The organism is Actinoplanes sp. NPDC089786, assembly GCF_040684855.1.
GTDB lineage: Bacteria > Actinomycetota > Actinomycetes > Mycobacteriales > Micromonosporaceae > Actinoplanes.
In genome coordinates this window covers 1,918,720-1,935,706 of the sequence record NZ_JBFBGU010000001.1, presented here as the reverse complement: position 1 = coordinate 1,935,706, position 16,987 = coordinate 1,918,720, and the positions used below count along the sequence as shown (strand labels likewise).

Here is a 16,987-nt window from a genome sequence, read left to right as displayed (position 1 = left end):
CCGCCCGGACGTGGTCCGAGCGGGTCCTGGAAGGCCGGCGGTCAGGAGACCAGCAGCTCAGCGATCTGCACGGCGTTGAGCGCGGCGCCCTTGCGCAGGTTGTCGTTGGAGAGGAAGAAGGCGAGCCCGTTCTCCACGGTCTCGTCCACCCGGATCCGTCCCACAAAGGTCGGGTCCTTCCCGGCCGCCTGGAGCGGCGTCGGAATGTCGGACAGTTCGACCCCGGGAGCGGCGGCGAGCAAGGACCGGGCCCGCTCGGGTGTCAGCGGCCGGGCGAAGCACGCGTTCACCTGGAGCGAGTGCCCGGTGAAGACCGGCACCCGGACGCACGTGCCGGACACCAGCAGCGACGGGATCCCGAGGATCTTCCGGCTCTCGTTGCGCAGCTTCTGCTCCTCGTCGGTCTCGTCGCTTCCGTCGTCGACGAGCGAGCCGGCCAGCGGCAGCACGTTGAACGCGATCGGCCGGGCGAAGTTGCGCGGCGGGGGGAACTCGACCGCCGAGCCGTCGTGGGCGAGCTCGGTGGCCCGGTCGGCGACCTTCCGCACCTGCTCGTCGAGCTCGGCCACGCCGGCCAGCCCGGCCCCGGACACCGCCTGGTAGGTGGTCGCCACCATCGCGATCAGCCCGGCCTCGTCGTGCAGCGGGCGCAGGACCGGCATCGCGGCCATGGTCGTGCAGTTCGGGTTGGCGATGATGCCCTTCGGGCGGTGGTGCGCGGCTTCGGGGTTCACCTCGGCCACGACCAGGGGTACGTCGGGGTCCATCCGCCACGCCGACGAGTTGTCCACGACCACCGCGCCGGCCTCGGCCACGCGTGGCGCGTACTCCTTGGAGCTGCCCTTGCCCGCGGAGAAGAGCACGAGGTCGAGGCCGCGGTAGTCGGCGACCGCCGCGTCCTCCACCGTCACCTCGCCGTCGGCCCAGGGCAGGGTGCGGCCCGCCGACCGTCCGGAGGCGAAGAGACGAAGCTGGTCCACGGGAAACCGGCGCTCGGCCAGGATGCGGCGCATGACGCCGCCGACCTGTCCCGTCGCGCCCACAATGCCGATCCTCATGGGCACCAAAGGTACGGCCTGACCTCGCCCCCGGGAAGAAGGCGATACCATATCGCGGGATTCTTGTCCCACATTCGAGGACGACGGGGCTAGCGTCGGTGGCATGACGACGTACACGCACGGCCACCACGAGTCGGTTCTGCGGTCGCATCGCTGGCGTACCGCAGAGAATTCGGCGGCGTACCTCCTGCCCCGGCTGACTTCCGGAGTCGCGCTGCTCGACATCGGCGCCGGCCCGGGAACGATCACCGCCGACCTCGCCCGGCGCGTCGCACCCGGCCGGGTGACGGCCCTGGAGATCTCCGCCGACGCCCTCGCGATCACCCGCGCCGAGATCGAGAAGCAGGGCCTGACGACCGTCGACCTGGCGGTCGGCGACGTGCACGCGCTCGACTTCCCGGACGACAGCTTCGACGTCGTGCACGCGCACCAGGTGCTGCAGCACGTCGCCGACCCGGTGGCCGCGCTGCGCGAGATGCGCCGGGTGGTGCGCCCGGGCGGTCTGGTGGCGGTACGCGACAGCGACTACGCCGCGTTCACCTGGTTCCCCGAGTCACCGGGCCTGGACGAGTGGCTGGCGCTCTACCGGAGCGTGGCGACAACCAACGGCGGCGAACCGGAGGCCGGGCGCAAGCTGCTCAGCTGGGCGCATGCCGCCGGCTTCACCGACGTGAAAGCGACGTCCAGCACGTGGTGCTTCGCGACGCCGGAGGACCGCGCGTGGTGGGGCGGGATGTGGGCCGAGCGCATCACCAACTCCGACATCGCCCGCAAGGCGGTCTCGACCGGCGCGGCCACCGAGGCAGATCTTCAAGAGATCGCCGCGGCCTGGACGGCGTGGGCGGAGAACCCCGACGGCTGGCTGTCGATCCTGCACGGCGAGCTGCTCGCGACCGGGTGATGCCTATAGGTGCGCAGAGCAGCTCTGCGCACCTATAGGCAACACCTCAGCCGTTGGGCTTGTAGGCCCAATGCCACGACTCGCGGGGCGTGTTCTCGTCGAAGCCGTACTCGTTGCCGTGCTTGCGCATCCAGGACAGCGCCTTGGCGTTCAGGTCGAGGTCGGCCGCCATTCCCCAGCCGTGCTCGCTGGTGCCCGGCTTGGCGGCCAGTCCGCCCTGCGAGTAGAGCCCCTTGCGCTTGGCCACGTCGACCTGCTCGGAGTACGAGCGGTAGGAGTCGGTGATGCCGATGGTCACGCCGTCCTTCTTGGCGGCGGCGATCATCGTGTTCAGCGACTCGGCGGCGGGCGCCCACATCTTGTGACCGGTGTTGCCGACCTGGCCCAGCGCGTTCGGCGGGATCTTGCCGTTGCCGTACTTGACCAGATCGTCCGGGATGCCCTTGCCGTTCAGCTTGTAGCTCTTCTTGGCCGCGCCGGTGTCCTGGGTCGCCACCGCGTCATTCAGGTAGGACGCGAACTCCGAGCCGGATGTGGCCTTGGTGGCGGAGGTGGATTTCGTGGCCGTCGCCGCCTGCTGGGTCTGCATGGCGATGATGCGGCTCTGGATGTCGGCGATCCGGCCGGTCACTCCCTCGATTCCCACGCTCTCAATGTTCGGCGCAACCGGGCCGCGCCTGAGCCGCTACGCGAGATCACCCGGGTCGGTGTTGGCGCCGCACAGCAGCACCATCACCCGCTCGTCCCGGGCCGGGCTGTACACCCCACTGGTCAGCGCCGCATAGGCCGCGGCCGTGCCGTTCTCCACCACGATCCGGTAGTCGTCCCACAGCCGCCGGCGGGCCTCCACGATCGCCCGGTCGTCCACCAGCAGCGAGGTCATTCCGGTCAAGATCGCGATTTGGTACGGGGTGAGCCCGATCCGCCGCGCGCCCAGCGAGTCGACCGCCACCCCGGACACCGGCACGTCGACCGGCTCGCCTGCGTCGAGCGCCCGCCGCAGCGTCGGGCAGTTCTCCGGTTCGACGGCCACCACCCGGGCGCCCGAGCCGGCCAGCGCCGCGGCGACCCCGGCGGCCAGCCCGCCACCACCGACCGCCACCAGCACGGTGTCGAACTCCAGCTCGTCCAGCAGTTCCAGGCCGAGCGTGCCGTTGCCGGCCACCATGGCCGGGTCGTCGTAGGCGTGGCAGAACCGGGCGCCGGTCTGCTCCGCGTGCACCACTGCGGCGGCGTACGCCTCGGCGTACTCGGCGCCGATCTGGGTCACCCGGGCGCCCAGCTTGCCGAGCTTCGCCACCTTCACCGGCGGCGCGGTCTCCGGCACGAAGACGCTGGCCGGGAGGCCGAGCTCACCGGCGGCGTACGCGGCGGCCAGCCCGGCGTTGCCACCGGAGGCGACCACGATGCCCGCGGCGGGCGTCTGCCCCGCGGCGAGGATCTGGTTGAACATGCCACGCGTCTTGAACGAGCCGGCGTGTTGCGCGTACTCCAGCTTGAAGAAGGTCTTGGGCCCGGCCTGCAGCACCGGCGTCCGCCGCACCCGGCCCTGGATCCGCTCCTCGGCCGCGCGCACATCCTCGACAGTGATCACCCGACCGACCCTAGGCGATGCTCCAGCGGGAGGCGCCGGACGTGAGGGTTGTCTCGGACCGCCGGTCGCCGACCAGGCGGGCCAGGTCGAGCAGCCGGTGGGAGAAGCCCCACTCGTTGTCGAACCAGCCGCGCACCCGGACCCCGCCCTCGGGCGTGACCTGGGTGCCGGACGGGTCGAGCAGGCACGACGCCGGATTGTTCTTCACGTCGATCGAGACGGTCGGGTCCGGGTCGTACCCCAGGATTCCCCGCAGCGGACCGGCCGCGGCCTCGGCCATCGCCCGGTTGACCTCCTCGACCGTGACCGGCTCGTCGGTCCGCCCGGCCAGCTCGGCCAGCGAGCCCACCGGGGTCGGGACGCAGTAGTAGCTGAACATCATGTCGCCGATCCCGGGCAGGATCTCGCGCACCAGGTCACCGACCACATAGTTGTGCGGCACGATGCTGTCGCCGGACGCCCGGCCCAGCCGCGGATCGTTGCGGGAGGTGCCGACCAGCCCGTCGTGCACCTTCTGCCAGCCCTGCAGGGCGAGCATCACCGAGGTGCTGACCGAGTGCAGCCCGAACCGGTCGAGCAGCACCTTGGCCATGATGGTCAGCGCGTTCACCCCGCACGAGGCCGGTGAGACCACATCGTGCTGGTCCGGGTCGTACGCCCGCTGGTTGGCCCCGACCACCAGGAAGGCGTCGGGGTTGTCGGCGGACGCGCTGATCACCACCTTGCGGGCGCCGCCGTGGGTGATGTGCCGGCGCGCCACGTCGCCGGAACGGAACCGGCCGGTCGCCTCGATCACCACGTCGACCCCGGCCTCCGCCCACCGGATGCGTTCCGGCTGCGCCTGGTTGAACACCCGGATCGACTGATCGTTCACCACCAGATTGCCGGCTCGCGCGGTCACCGTGCCCGGGAACGTCCCGCGCACGCTGTCGCGTCGCAGCCCGTAGGCGAGACGATCCGCTGCGGCCACATCGTTGATCGCCGCGATGGTCACCCCGGGGTCGGGATGCGCGGTGACGATGCGGGTGAGACAGCGCCCGATACGTCCGAAGCCATTGATGCCGATCGCAACACTCACCGAGACTCCTCACGGCCGCCCGGCCCGGATCCGTTGCATAAACCCGACGTCACCCGAACGACACTATGAGTGTGCAACTTGCACGTCAACGCATCAGGACAGAGGACGACATCACAGTCCCGACGACGATCGCGTGCCCGGGACGTTACCGCTGACCGGGGCCCTGAGCAGCGGCGATCCACCGAGGAGTGACCCCCGTTTCCCAGATGGCCGTTGTTGAGCCATCTGCGGGAGCGCTCCCGTCACTGATCTTTTTCGGGCTCTGCGATTTCTGCTTCGGGCTCCGAGATGTCGGCGAAATCACCGCCGAGGAGTGTCACGGCGTCGTCGGCCGCCACCCGGAGGCCGACACCCCGCTCGCCGGCGCCGAGATTGATGGTCCGCCCGCGAACCGTCTCGTCGGCGATCACCGGCCAGGCCGTCGTCGCGCCGAACGGGGTGATCGTGCCGCGCTCGTAGCCGGTCGCGGCCTTGGCCGTCTCGGCGTCCGGCAGCGACAGCCGCTTCACGCCGAGCAGGGCGCGCAACTTGGGCCACGAGATCGACCGGCCACCAGGGACCAGCACGAACAGGAAGTCGCCGTCGGCACGGCGCACCACCAGCGTCTTGACCACGTCGTGGACCTCGACGCCCTGCTTGAGCGCCGCCTCGGCCACACTCCCGGCCGGCCCGTGCCGCACCACCTCGTGCGCCAGCCCCGCTTTCTCGACGGCTTCCAGCGCAGCGGACATGTCGATCACTGTAACGCCAACCCAAGGCACACACGCTCACGCCCTTTGCTCTGAGCGCGTATGGGCACCACCCAGCTGAGCTGGGCGTCCGCGGTTGTTGTGCCCAGATCGAAGGAACGCCAGGTGTTGCCTATACGCGCTCAGAGCTGGCGTGTCGTCGCGGCGTGTCGCGGGCGCGGGCGGCCTGACGGGCGCATTCGCGGGGAGCCGGGTGGTGCCTATACGCGCTCAGAGCAAAAGGGCCGGCGCCCCACGGGCGGGGCGCCGGCCGGTGCTGTGTGGAGACCGGGATCAGCGGCTGCCGTTGTGGACGGACTGCGGGAGCGGGGTCGCGACCGGCGGGCGCTTGGCCGTTGCTTGCGGCGATGGTCTCGAGGTTCCGGACCGGGTCGCCGGCCGCGAACGGGCAGTACACGTCGCCGGCCCGGTCACGGCGCTTCAGGATCTCGCGGAGCGCTGTGACCAGGCCGGCGGCCAGCAGCGCGGGGCTGAGGAACCGGGGCGCGGCCAGCGCCAGGTCGCTGCTCGCCCCGCCCGGGTTCACGAACACCCCGCAAGAGAACCGCCGGGCCCCCTGGAGCGGGACCCGGCGGTCTGGTAGCGGCGCTGATCGATCAGCCGTAGTAGTGGCGCTGCGGGCGCCGGCGGCGGGCGAAGCCGAAGATCACGAAGCCGACCAGGATCAGCGCCACGCCGCCACCGGCGATGGCCAGCGTGTTGGCGCCGGTCAGCGCCAGCCTGCTGTCGTCCTTGGTGTCGGCCGCGGCCACCGGGGTCTCGGCCGACTGGTCGTCGCCGGACTGGTCGTCGCCGGACTGGTCGTCGTCGCCACCGGCCACGGCCGCGTCGGCCTTGGCCTTGTCGTCCTTCTTCTTGTCACCCGTGGCGGGCTTCACGGCGGTCGAGCCGCCGGTGAGGTTCTCGGCCGGGACGGCTTCCTCGTCGTCGTTGTTGTCGGCCGGCTTGGCCGTGTCCTTGGTCGGCTTGTCCGCGGGCTTGGCCGGCTTGGTCGGCTTGTCCGCGGGCTTCGTCGGGGGCTTGGTCACGGTGCCGGAGTCGGTCTCGGGCTGACCCGGCGTGACCGGCGGAACCTCGCCGCCGCCCTGGTTGCCGTCACCACCCTGGTCGCCGCCGCCGTTCCCGTTGTCGCCACCCTGGTCGCCACCGTTGTCGCCACCCTGGTCGCCACCGTTGTCGCCACCCTGGTCGCCACCGTTGTCGCCACCCTGGTCGCCACCCTGGTCACCACCCTGGTCGCCGCCGTTGTCGTCGGCGTTCTCGACCTTGACGCGGATCGAGTCGAACGCGGGGGTCTGCTTGGCGTTCTCCATCATCGGGATGCGGTGCGAACCGTCGCCGGCCCAGGAGGAGCACTGGAAGCTGCCGGCCGCGGGCAGGCCGGGGACGTTGATGTCGACCACGTCGGGGGTCTTGCCGCCCTTGCGGTCCTCGGTCGCCACGAAGAAGGCGGGCGCCGGTGCGCCGTCGGGGGCCTGGTCCTCACGGTCGAGGACGCGGCAGGCGGTGTGGAAGTGGCCGCGGACGATGCCGTCCTTCAGGACCGAGCTCTCGATGTAGTAACCGCCCGCGGCGGCGCCCAGGAACCGGTCGCGGATCAGGTTGCGGGTGCTCACCTTGAGGGTGAACGGCTCGCCGACCTTCACCGTCTTCGGCGCCGACGTGATCAGCAGGGTCGCGGAGTTGGCCGCCACCGGCACCTCACCGAACTCGGTGGAGACGCAGCGGTCACCCTTCTGGAAGCCGTCGTGGCCCTCGAGCCGGCTCGTGTCGCACGTGTTGGTCAGCACGTCCAGGCCGTTGATCTGGATGTTCTTGACCTGTGCGGCTTCGTCGTCGGCGAAGGAGAGCTGCGAGACCCCGGCGATGGCGCCGAAGACGACGAGCGCGCCGGCCGCGCCGATCAGACGGCGGCGGCGGACGGACGGATCGGGTGCGGCGCGGCGGGTGGCGGACCTACGCATAACTGCTACCTCTGGTTCGAAAATCCCAGAATTTTTCTGAGCTGACTCGATGGAGGCTAGGAGTTGGCAGGTCAGAAAGCTAATTGCCGGAAAAGAATTGAGCCGGTCTTGAGCCGCAATTAAGAAAGAAATATGGGACTAGGCTCGAACTCTCTATATCAGCCGTTCGGCCGATGTCGGGCGTCAAGGGCCTCAGCGTCGGCTGAACGTCAGAGTGAACCGGTTGCCCGCTTCGGCGTGTAGTACAGGAGACACCAGGAACAGGAGACTGCGATGACGGCCACCAGTCAAGCACCGACAAGATCCGCTGTGCACCCGGCGACCGCCGCCCGACTCGTCCTGTTCGGGGTGCTCGGGGTGAACCTGCTGTTCGTCTGGTACATGTTCTTCACCTCGGACGGCCCCGAGAAGAACACCCTGATCACCGTGGGGAAGTTCTTCGGCCTGCACGTCGCGCTGGTGATGATCTTCCAGCTGGTGCTGATCTCGCGGCTGCCGTTCCTCGACCGCCGGCTGGGTATGGACCAGCTGACCACGCTGCACCGCTGGGTCGGCTTCACGCTCTTCTGGACGCTGCTCGCGCACGTCACCTTCATCGTGCTCGGCTTCGCCCAGCTCGACGGCAACTCGCCGCCGGTGCAGATCATCAGCCTGGCCGGCTCGTTCCCGGTGCTGCTGGGAATGGTGGCCTTCCTGATCATCGGTCTGGTCGCGATCGTGTCGGCCCGATATGCCCGGCGGCGCCTTTCCTACGAAGCGTGGCACGCCATTCACTTTCTGCTTTATCTGGTTATCGTGCTCGCGCTCATTCACCAATTGTTCGAGGTCACCACATTCACCGCGTCGTCGTGGTCGCGGCGGTACTGGTTCCTGCTCTGGACGCTGGCCCTGGCCGGGCTGATCATCGGCCGGGTGGTCCTCCCGGTGTGGCGCAACTCCCGGCACCAGTTCCGGGTGGCGGCCGTGGTGCCCGAGTCGGACGACGTCGTCTCGGTGCACGTCACCGGCCGGAACTTGGACAGGCTCCCGGCCCGGGCCGGGCAGTTCATGCTGTGGCGCTTCCCCGGGCACAACCCGTGGTGGCAGGTCAACCCGTGGTCGCTGTCGGCGGCGCCGAACGGCAAGTCGCTGCGCCTGACGGCCAAGGCGATCGGGAGGACCAGCGCCGGCCTGCGCGACCTGCCGGTCGGCACGCGCGCTTTCCTGGAGGGCCCGTACGGCGCCCTGACCAGCGTGCAGCGCACCCGCCCGGGCAGCGTGCTGATCGCCGGCGGCATCGGCGTCACCCCGATCCGGGCCCTGCTGGAGGAGCTGACCGGCCCGATCACCGTGCTCTACCGGGTGCCGACCATGGGCCACGCGGTGCTGTTCGACGAGCTGGACTCGCTGACCCGGATGCGCGACGCCACGATGCACGTGCTCACCGGCCGCACGAGCGAGGGCAACAACCCCTTCGCCCCGGCCGGCCTCCAGTCCCTGGTCCCCGACATCACCGCACGGGACATCTACATCTGTGGACCCGAGAAGATGACCGTCGCGGTCCTGAAATCGCTCAGCGAGCTGGGTGTCCCCAAGAGCCAGATCCACGCCGAGCGATTCCGCCTGGCCGGGTGACGACACGGCAAGACGTTCCTGTGAACTGCCCAGGTCATTTGTTGCACTGAGGTAAAAGTCTCAGTGTTCGATTGACGACAGTGGGTGAACCCTCTTTAGTGATCACCGGATCACGGAAGGTTGGGTGCGCTGGACACGCAGGAATACGACGTCGTCGTCGTCGGTGGAGGCACGGCGGGCGCCGTGGTCGCCTCGCGGCTTTCGGCGGACCCGCACGTCACCGTCTGTCTGATCGAGGGTGGACCGTCGGATGTGGGCGACGACCGGGTGCTGCGCCTGCGCAACTGGATCAACCTGCTCGAGTCCGAGTTCGACTATGACTACGGAACGGTCGAGCAGCCGCGCGGCAACTCGCACATCAGGCACAGCCGGGCCAAGGTGCTCGGCGGCTGCTCGTCGCACAACACGATGATCAGCCTGCTGCCGCCGCCCGAGGACTTCGCCGACTGGGTGGCCGCGGGGGCGGCCGGCTGGGCGTACCCGGACCTGCTGCCCTACTGGCAGCGCCTGGCCGTGAACATCGTGCCGGTGGCCGAGCGCAACGCGCTCGCCGTGGACTTCGTCGAGGCCGCGCACAAGGCGCTCGACGTGCCGGTGATCGCCGACCTGAACGCGGCGCCCTTCCCGGACGGCACCGGCTTCTTCCCGGTCGGCTACCACCCCGAGACCGGGGTCCGCTCGTCGTCCTCGGTGGCCTATCTGCACCCGCACCTCGACCGTCCGAATCTGACCATCCTCACCGACACCTGGGCGTCCAAGCTCGAGACCCAGAAGGACAAGGTCGTCGGGGTACGCACGGACAAGGGCACGATCCGGGGCCGGGAGTACGTCCTCAGCGCCGGCGCCATCGACACCCCGCGCCTGCTGCTCCTCAGCGGCATCGGCCCGGCCGGCGACCTGCGCCGGCTCGGCATCGACGTGGCCCGCGACCTGCCCGGCGTCGGCGAGCACCTGCTCGACCACCCCGAGTCGCTGATCCTCTGGGAGGCCAGCCGCCCGGTGCCGCCGGAGTCCGCGATGGACGCCGACGTCGGCCTCTTCGTGCGCCGCGACCCCGCCGACCCGCGCCCCGACCTGATGTTCCACCTCTATCAGATCCCGTTCACCGTGCACACCGAACGCCTCGGCTACGAGGTTCCGGCGCACGGCTTCGGCATGACCCCGAACATCCCGCGCCCCCGCAGCAGCGGCCGGTTGTGGCTGGTCGACGCCGACCCGGCGACCAAGCCCGCGCTCGACTTCCGCTACTTCACCGACCCGGACGGCTACGACGAGCAGACCATCGTCGACGGTCTCCGGATCGCCCGTGAGGTCGCCGCCACCGAGCCGTTCGCGTCGTGGATCACCCGCGAGATCGCACCGGGGCCAGAGCTTCAGACCGATCAGGAGCTTTCCGCGTACGGACGGGCCGTACACCACACGGTCTACCACCCCGCCGGAACGTGCCGGATGGGCGCCGACGATGATCCCCTGGCCGTGGTCGACCCCCGGCTGCGGTTGCGCGGCTTCGCCAACGTCCGGATCGCGGACGCCTCGGTGATGCCGACCATGACCTCGGTGAACCCGGTCGTGACGGTGCTGATGATCGGCGAGCGGGCAGCCGACCTGATTGCCCAGGACTTGTGACCAGAGGACAGCAGTGACTCCCACGATCAAGGTCGAGAACCTCTGGAAGGTCTTCGGCCTCAAGCCCGAGCGGGTGCCCGGCACCGAGCTCGGCCGGCTGCCCCGCGCCGAGCTACGGGCGAGAACGGGCTGCGTCGCCGCCGTGCGGGACGTCAGCTTCGAGGTGGCGCCGGGCGAGGTGTTCGTCGTCATGGGACTGTCCGGCAGCGGCAAGTCCACGCTGGTCCGATGCCTGACCCGGCTGATCGAGCCGACCAGCGGCGAGGTGTCGATCGACGGCGAGAACGTGCGCACGATGGGCCCGAAGCGGCTGCGTGAGCTGCGCCGGCACCGGGTGGCCATGGTGTTCCAGCATTTCGGCCTGCTGCCGCACCGGCAGGTGGTGGACAACGTGGCGTACGGGCTGGAGATCCAGGGCGTCGGCAAGGCGAAGCGGCACGAGCGGGCCGGCGAGGTGCTCGACCTGGTCGGGCTGACCGGGCACGAGCACCAGTACCCGGACCAGCTCTCCGGCGGCATGCAGCAGCGGGTCGGCCTGGCCCGCGCGCTCGCCACCGACCCGGCGGTGCTGCTGTTCGACGAGCCGTTCAGCGCGCTCGACCCGCTGATCCGCCGGGACATGCAGACCGAGGTGCGCCGGTTGCACGCCGAGGTGGGCAAGACGCTGGTCTTCATCACCCACGACCTGGCCGAGGCGCTGAGCCTGGGCGACCGGATCGCGGTCATGCGCGACGGCGACCTGGTGCAGGTGGGCACGCCCGAGGATCTGGTCGGTGACCCGGCCGACGAGTACGTGGCCGACTTCGTCCGGGAGGTGCCACGGGCCGACGTGCTGACGTTGCGCCGGATCGTGCGGCCGGTGGCCGACGGCGAGGAGACCGAGGACAAGCCGCTGCCCGCGTCCACGGTGATCCGCGACGCGGTGTCCCGGGTGCTGGGCGCTTCCCGGCCGATCGCGGTGGTGGACGGCGACTCACGGATCGGTGTCGTGGACGCGGGCCAGTTGGTGCCGGCGTTGATCGGCCATCGGCCACAGGTGCACGCGTGACCAGCATTACCGCCACAGCCACTGCCGAAGGCACCCCGGCGGCAGAGTCAGCACCGGCACGCCGGTGGCCCCTGCGCCGTACCCTCATAGCGATTTTGATCTTGGTCTCGATCGTTGCCTATCTGATTTTCCGGACCGATGGCGCGGCCGATTCCGACGACGCGTGGGCGTTCCGGTTCCTGACCGACGTGCGGACCTGGGTCGACCAGAACCGGGACACCAGCCCGGTCTTCCTGTACGGCGTCAACTACCTGCGGCTCGGCGTGGTGGTGCTGGTCGGCGCGGTGCAGAGCCTGCTGTACGGGCTGGGCGCGATCGGCCTGATCGCGACGGCCGGGACGATCGCGCTGGTGCTGGCCGGGTGGCGGAGCGCGCTGCTGGCGGTCGGCGGCTTCGTCGCGCTGGGCCTGCTCGACCTGTGGACCGAGAGCGTCGACACGCTGGTGCTGACGCTGTCCGCGGTGGTGCTGGCGGTGCTGATCGGCGTGCCGCTCGGTGTGCTGGCCGCGCGCGTGCGGTGGGTCGGCGCGGCGATGCGGCCGGTGCTCGACGTCATGCAGATCCTGCCCACGTTCGCCTACCTCGCCCCGATGACCCTGCTGTTCCTGATCGGCGAGCCGGCCGCGATCATCGCCACGCTGATCTACGCGGTGCCGGCCACCATCCGGATCACCCAGCTCGGCATCTCCGAGGTGTCCGCTACCACGGTCGAGGCGGCCACCGCGCTCGGCTCGACCCGCTGGCAGGTGCTGCGCAAGGTCCGCCTGCCGATGGCCCGGCCGACGCTGGTGCTGGCGGTCAACCAGACGATCATGATGGCGCTGTCCATGGTGGTGGTCACCGCGCTGATCGACGCGCCCGGCCTGGGCCTGAACATCGTGGTCGCGCTGGAGCGGGTGAACGTCGGCGCCGCCTTCGACGCGGGCCTGGCCATCGTTGTGCTGGCCATCGTGCTCGACCGGGTGACGACCAACGCGGCGTCCCGGCGGGTCCGCCGGATCTGGCTCGTGGCGCCGGCCGTGGTCCTGGTCGCCGCCCTGGTCATCGGGTTCACCAACGACTTCCCGGGCGACTGGCGGTTCTCCTTCGCGGCGCCGGTCAACGACGTCACCGGCTGGGCCGAGCTGCACTGGTACGACGCCACCGAGGCGATCAAGAACGGGATCACCGCCGCCCTGCTCAACCCGCTCGAGTCGCTGCTCGTGACGACGCCGTGGTGGCTGCTGGTCGCCGTGGTGCTGGCCTTCGGGACGCTGACCGGCGGCTGGCGCTCGGGGCTGATCGCGGCCCTGGCCACGGCCGGGCTGTCCGGGCTGGGCCTGTGGCAGCACTCCATGCAGACGCTGGCCACGGTGCTCGTCGCGGCCGTGCTGACGCTGCTGTTCGGCCTGCTCCTCGGGGTGCTCGCGGCCCGGCACGACCGCTTCGCCCGCGGCCTGCGCCCGCTGCTCGACGCGGCCCAGACCATGCCCTCGTTCGTCTACCTGCTGCCCGCGGTCGCGCTGTTCGGCGCGACCCGGTTCACCGCGATCGTGGCCGCGGTGATCTACGCGGTCCCGCCGGTGGTGCGGCTGGTGGAACGCGGCATCCGCGACGTGCCCGCGACCGTGGTGGAGGCGGCCCGTTCGGCCGGGTCCACCCCGCGGCAGTTGCTCTGGAAGGTCCAGCTCCCGATGGCCCGCGGCGGCCTCATGCTCGCCACCAACCAGGGCATCGTCATGGTGCTCGCGATGGTCGTGGTGGGCGGACTGGTCGGCGCGGGCGCACTGGGTTACGACGTGGTGGCCGGGTTCTCGCAACGCGAGGACTTCGGCCAGGGTCTGGCCGCCGGCCTCGCGATCGTCCTGCTGGGCATCCTCCTCGACCGGCTCACACAGGGTTTCTCCCAACGGAAGAAGGTTTTTCGGTCATGAAGATTCGCATCCTTGCCGCCGCCCTCACGGCGGCAAGTCTCGCTTTCACCGCCGCGTGCGGTGGCGCGAAGTCGGACGCGGGGGCGGCGTCCGACGGCGCCTCGAAGGGCGAGAAGGGCACGGTCAACATCGCCATCAACCCCTGGGTGGGGTACGAGGCGAACGCGGCCGTGCTGGCCTACCTCCTCGAGAAGGAGCTGGGCTACAAGGTGGAGAAGAAGAACCTCAAGGAGGAGATCTCCTGGCAGGGCTTCGAGACCGGTGAGGTCGACGTCATCGTGGAGAACTGGGGCCACGACGACCTGAAGAAGACCTACATCGAGGAGAAGAAGGTGGCGGTCGAGGTCGGCCCCACCGGAAACAACGGCAACATCGGCTGGTACGTGCCGCAGTGGATGGTCGACAAGTACCCGGACATCACCGACGGCAAGAACCTGAACAAGTACGCCGGCCTGTTCAAGACCTCGGAGTCCGGCGGCAAGGGTCAGCTGCTGGACGGCGACCCGTCGTTCGTCACCAACGACGCGGCGCTGGTGACCAACCTGAAGCTCAACTACAAGGTGGTCTTCTCGGGCAGCGAGGCGGCGATCATCAAGGCGGCGCAGCAGGCCACGGCGCAGAAGAAGCCGCTGCTGTTCTACTTCTACGAGCCGCAGTGGCTGTTCTCCAAGGAGAAGTACGCGCGGGTGAAGCTGCCGGCCTACACCCCCGGTTGTGACGCCGACCCGAAGAAGGTCGCCTGTGACTACCCGGACTACAAGCTGGACAAGATCGCCAGCAAGAAGTTCGCCGACACCGGCGGCGAGGCGTACACCCTGATCAAGAACTTCTCCTGGACCAACGACGACCAGAACAAGGTCTCCGACTACATCACCAACCAGGGCATGTCGGCCGACAAGGCCGCCGAGCAGTGGGTCAAGGAGAACGAGGCGAAGTGGAAGGCGTGGCTTCCCGCAAAGTAGTCATCGTCGGGGCGGGCATCGTCGGCTGTGCGCTGGCCGACGAGCTCACCCTGCGCGGTCTGACCAACGTGACCGTGCTCGAGCAGGGGCCGCTGTATGCCACCGGTGGCTCCAGCTCACACGCGCCGGGCCTGGTGTTCCAGACCAACCCCTCGCGAACCATGGCCCGGCTCGCTCAGTACACCGTGGACAAGTACGTCGACCTGGGCTGCTTCGACCAGGTCGGCAGCCTGGAAGTGGCGACCACGCCGGCCCGGCTCGCCGAGCTGCACCGGCGGCACGGCTTCGCCCAATCGTGGGGCATCTCGTCCGGGTTGCTCAGCCCGGACGAGTGTCGCGCGCTGTACCCGCTGCTCGGGGAGTCGGTCCTCGGCGGCCTGCACGTTCCGGGGGACGGCCTGGCTCGGGCCGTCCCCGCCGGGGAGGCACAGGCGCTGCGGGCTCAGGCCCGCGGCGCGGTGTTCCTGCCCTTCCACCGCGTCGCTTCCGTCGCCGTCGAGAACGGCCGCGTCACCGGCGTCCAGACCTCCGACACGTTCTTCCCGGCCGACATCGTGGTGTCCTGCGCCGGCTTCTGGGGGCCGTCGGTCGGCGCGCTCGCCGGGGTGCGGATCCCGCTGCTGCCGATGGCCCATCAGTACGCGCACACCTCCGCCGTCGGTCGCACACCTTCGGTGATCCTGCGTCACCAGGACCAGGACCTCTATTTCCGTTCCTACCCGGACGGGCACCTGGGTGTCGGCTCCTACCTGCACCCGCCGATGCCGATCGACGTGTCCGCGATCGAGGACTCCACGCTGGCCTTCACCCCGGCCGACTTCGCGTCGTCCTGGGCGGCGGCGCAAGACCTGCTGCCGGCGCTGCGGTCGTCGTCCGTCGCCTCCGGTTTCAACGGCGTCTTCTCGTTCACGCCGGACGGTTTCCCGCTGCTCGGCGAGTCGCCCGTGGTGCGCGGGTTCTGGTCGGCCGAGGCGGTCTGGGTGACGCATTCGGCCGGGGTCGGTCGCGTCGTCGCCGAGTGGATCGTCGACGGGCGGCCGTCCCTCGACCTGCACGAATGCGACCTCAACCGGTTCCACGAGGCGCAGCTCTCCCCCGCCTACGTGCACGAGCGGTCGGTGCGGAGCTTCGTCGAGGTCTACGACATCCTGCACCCGCTCGACCCGCCGTCCGTGCGCGACGTGCGGACCAGCGCTTTCCACCCGCGGCAGGTCGCGCTGGGCGCGGTCTTCGGCGAGGGCGCCGGCTGGGAGCGTCCGCTCTGGTACGAGTCCACCTCGGCGCTCTGCTCTGCGCACCCATACTCACCCCCTTCCCAAAACGTCCTGACCTCGGCCGACGCGTCCGACGCCACCGCGCCATCCACCACGAAAGCACCCCCAAATGCCGAGACCGCAGGTCAGGCGGGGGGTGAGTATGAGTGCGCAGAGCAAAGGGGGCTGGTGCGGGACTCGTGGTCGGGGCGGCACTGGTCGCCGGTCGCCGCCACCGAGGCCCGGGTTACCCGGGAACGGGTCGCGCTCTACGACATGACGCCGCTGATGCGGCTGGAGGTCGTCGGGCCGGTGTCGTTCCTGCAGGGGCTGACCACGAACAACGTCGACAAGCCGGTCGGCACGGTGGTCTACACGCTGCTGCTGGACGAAGGCGGCGGGATCCTCTCCGACATCACGGTCGCGCGGCTGGCCGAGGACCGCTTCCAGGTGGGCGTCAACGGGATGCTTGACCTGCACTGGTTGCGGCGGCACGTGCCGGCGGGAGTCTCGGTGCGGGACATCACCGGCGGGACGTGCGGGCTCGGCGTGTGGGGGCCGCTGGCCCGGGACCTGGTCGCGCCGCTGACCGACATCGACGTGTCGCACCGGGCGTTCGGGTACTTCAAGGCGCGGCAGGGGCACATCGGAACGGTTCCGGTGACCATGCTGCGGGTGTCGTACGTGGGTGAGCTGGGCTGGGAGGTCTACGCGAGCGCGGATCAGGGCCTGAAGCTCTGGGACACGCTGTGGGCGGCCGGGCAGGAGCTCGGGATCATCGCCGGCGGGCGGGCGGCGTTCAACAGCCTGCGGCTGGAGAAGGGCTACCGGCTCTGGGGCACGGACATGACGCCGGAGGATGACCCGTACCAGAGCGGTCTGGGTTTCGCCGTGCGCCTCGACGCCGGTGACTTCGTCGGCCGGGCCGCGCTGTCCGCGGACGAGCCGACGCGGAAGCTGACCTGCCTGGTGCTCGACGACGAGGGCTGTGTGCCGATGGGCAAGGAACCGATCGTTGTTTCCGGGACAGCGGTTGGATTCGTAACGAGCGCCGCATACGGTCACACCATCGGGTCACCGATCGCCTACGGGTGGTTGCCAACGTCGGTCGCCACGCCGGGGACGCGCGTACAAATCGGATATTTTGATCGGCTGCTTTCCGCCACCGTCGCCGAGGAGCCCTTGGTCGACCCGAAGATGGAGCGGATCAGGCGTTAGGGAGGTCCC

At 69.8% G+C, this 16,987-nt stretch carries 14 protein-coding genes; 7 read left to right on the top strand and 7 right to left on the bottom strand.

What is annotated here, in order from left to right; translation table 11 throughout:
* Positions 1-41 precede the first annotated feature (41 nt).
* On the bottom strand, positions 42-1,058 hold the full coding sequence (locus AB0O15_RS09300; protein WP_364316150.1) for an aspartate-semialdehyde dehydrogenase: 1,017 nt from the start codon (positions 1,056-1,058) through the stop codon (positions 42-44).
* Positions 1,059-1,161: 103 nt separating this feature from the next.
* Here AB0O15_RS09300 and AB0O15_RS09295 point away from each other — a divergent pair, with 103 nt between their 5' ends.
* On the top strand, positions 1,162-1,959 hold the full coding sequence (locus AB0O15_RS09295) for a methyltransferase domain-containing protein (RefSeq protein WP_364316147.1): 798 nt from the start codon (positions 1,162-1,164) through the stop codon (positions 1,957-1,959).
* Between the two features lie 46 nt (positions 1,960-2,005).
* Here the strand turns inward: AB0O15_RS09295 and AB0O15_RS09290 are convergent, their stop codons facing one another.
* The 6 genes from AB0O15_RS09290 to AB0O15_RS09265 form a co-directional block, all read right to left on the bottom strand.
* The gene (locus AB0O15_RS09290) at positions 2,006-2,605 is read right to left on the bottom strand and encodes a M15 family metallopeptidase (RefSeq protein ID WP_364316144.1); all 600 of its coding nucleotides are present in this window, start codon (positions 2,603-2,605) and stop codon (positions 2,006-2,008) included.
* Between the two features lie 39 nt (positions 2,606-2,644).
* Positions 2,645-3,553, bottom strand: coding sequence for a serine/threonine dehydratase (locus AB0O15_RS09285; protein ID WP_364316142.1), 909 nt, complete (start codon positions 3,551-3,553; stop codon positions 2,645-2,647).
* Between the two features lie 10 nt (positions 3,554-3,563).
* Positions 3,564-4,631 (bottom strand): glyceraldehyde 3-phosphate dehydrogenase NAD-binding domain-containing protein, encoded by a 1,068-nt coding sequence (locus tag AB0O15_RS09280; RefSeq protein WP_364316139.1) that lies wholly within the window; start codon positions 4,629-4,631, stop codon positions 3,564-3,566.
* A gap of 242 nt (positions 4,632-4,873) precedes the next feature.
* On the bottom strand, positions 4,874-5,362 hold the full coding sequence (locus tag AB0O15_RS09275; RefSeq protein WP_364316136.1) for a YbaK/EbsC family protein: 489 nt from the start codon (positions 5,360-5,362) through the stop codon (positions 4,874-4,876).
* Between the two features lie 130 nt (positions 5,363-5,492).
* The gene (locus AB0O15_RS09270) at positions 5,493-5,912 is read right to left on the bottom strand and encodes a hypothetical protein (protein WP_364316134.1); all 420 of its coding nucleotides are present in this window, start codon (positions 5,910-5,912) and stop codon (positions 5,493-5,495) included.
* A gap of 64 nt (positions 5,913-5,976) precedes the next feature.
* A complete protein-coding gene (locus tag AB0O15_RS09265; RefSeq protein WP_364316132.1) occupies positions 5,977-7,344 on the bottom strand; it encodes a hypothetical protein in 1,368 nt (455 codons plus the stop codon).
* A gap of 273 nt (positions 7,345-7,617) precedes the next feature.
* On the opposite strand from AB0O15_RS09265, the gene AB0O15_RS09260 reads away from it, so the two are divergent.
* The 6 genes from AB0O15_RS09260 to AB0O15_RS09235 all read left to right on the top strand — a co-directional run bounded on the left by AB0O15_RS09260 (position 7,618) and on the right by AB0O15_RS09235 (position 16,978).
* The gene (locus AB0O15_RS09260; protein ID WP_364316129.1) at positions 7,618-8,958 is read left to right on the top strand and encodes a ferredoxin reductase family protein; all 1,341 of its coding nucleotides are present in this window, start codon (positions 7,618-7,620) and stop codon (positions 8,956-8,958) included.
* Between the two features lie 120 nt (positions 8,959-9,078).
* Positions 9,079-10,584, top strand: a complete 1,506-nt coding sequence (locus tag AB0O15_RS09255) for a GMC oxidoreductase (RefSeq protein WP_364316127.1) — start codon at positions 9,079-9,081, stop codon at positions 10,582-10,584.
* Positions 10,585-10,597: 13 nt separating this feature from the next.
* Positions 10,598-11,632, top strand: a complete 1,035-nt coding sequence (locus AB0O15_RS09250; protein ID WP_364316124.1) for a glycine betaine/L-proline ABC transporter ATP-binding protein — start codon at positions 10,598-10,600, stop codon at positions 11,630-11,632.
* A 101-nt stretch (positions 11,633-11,733) separates the two neighbouring features.
* Positions 11,734-13,545, top strand: coding sequence for an ABC transporter permease subunit (locus tag AB0O15_RS09245; RefSeq protein ID WP_364316122.1), 1,812 nt, complete (start codon positions 11,734-11,736; stop codon positions 13,543-13,545).
* Positions 13,542-14,507, top strand: a complete 966-nt coding sequence (locus AB0O15_RS09240) for an ABC transporter substrate-binding protein (protein ID WP_364316119.1) — start codon at positions 13,542-13,544, stop codon at positions 14,505-14,507. Before AB0O15_RS09245 ends, AB0O15_RS09240 begins: the two co-directional genes overlap by 4 nt.
* Positions 14,489-16,978, top strand: a complete 2,490-nt coding sequence (locus tag AB0O15_RS09235) for an FAD-dependent oxidoreductase (RefSeq protein WP_364316117.1) — start codon at positions 14,489-14,491, stop codon at positions 16,976-16,978. Before AB0O15_RS09240 ends, AB0O15_RS09235 begins: the two co-directional genes overlap by 19 nt.
* The last annotated feature ends 9 nt before the right edge of the window (positions 16,979-16,987 follow it).

Excerpts from the sequence above, each read along its gene's own strand:
- AB0O15_RS09295 (WP_364316147.1), top strand. The coding sequence starts at position 1,162 with ATGACGACGTACACGCACGGCCACCACGAGTCGGTTCTGCGGTCGCAT.
- AB0O15_RS09265 (WP_364316132.1), bottom strand. The coding sequence starts at position 7,344 with ATGCGTAGGTCCGCCACCCGCCGCGCCGCACCCGATCCGTCCGTCCGC.
- AB0O15_RS09240 (WP_364316119.1), top strand. The coding sequence starts at position 13,542 with ATGAAGATTCGCATCCTTGCCGCCGCCCTCACGGCGGCAAGTCTCGCT.
- AB0O15_RS09300 (WP_364316150.1), bottom strand. The coding sequence starts at position 1,058 with ATGAGGATCGGCATTGTGGGCGCGACGGGACAGGTCGGCGGCGTCATG.
- AB0O15_RS09275 (WP_364316136.1), bottom strand. The coding sequence starts at position 5,362 with ATGTCCGCTGCGCTGGAAGCCGTCGAGAAAGCGGGGCTGGCGCACGAG.
- AB0O15_RS09260 (WP_364316129.1), top strand. The coding sequence starts at position 7,618 with ATGACGGCCACCAGTCAAGCACCGACAAGATCCGCTGTGCACCCGGCG.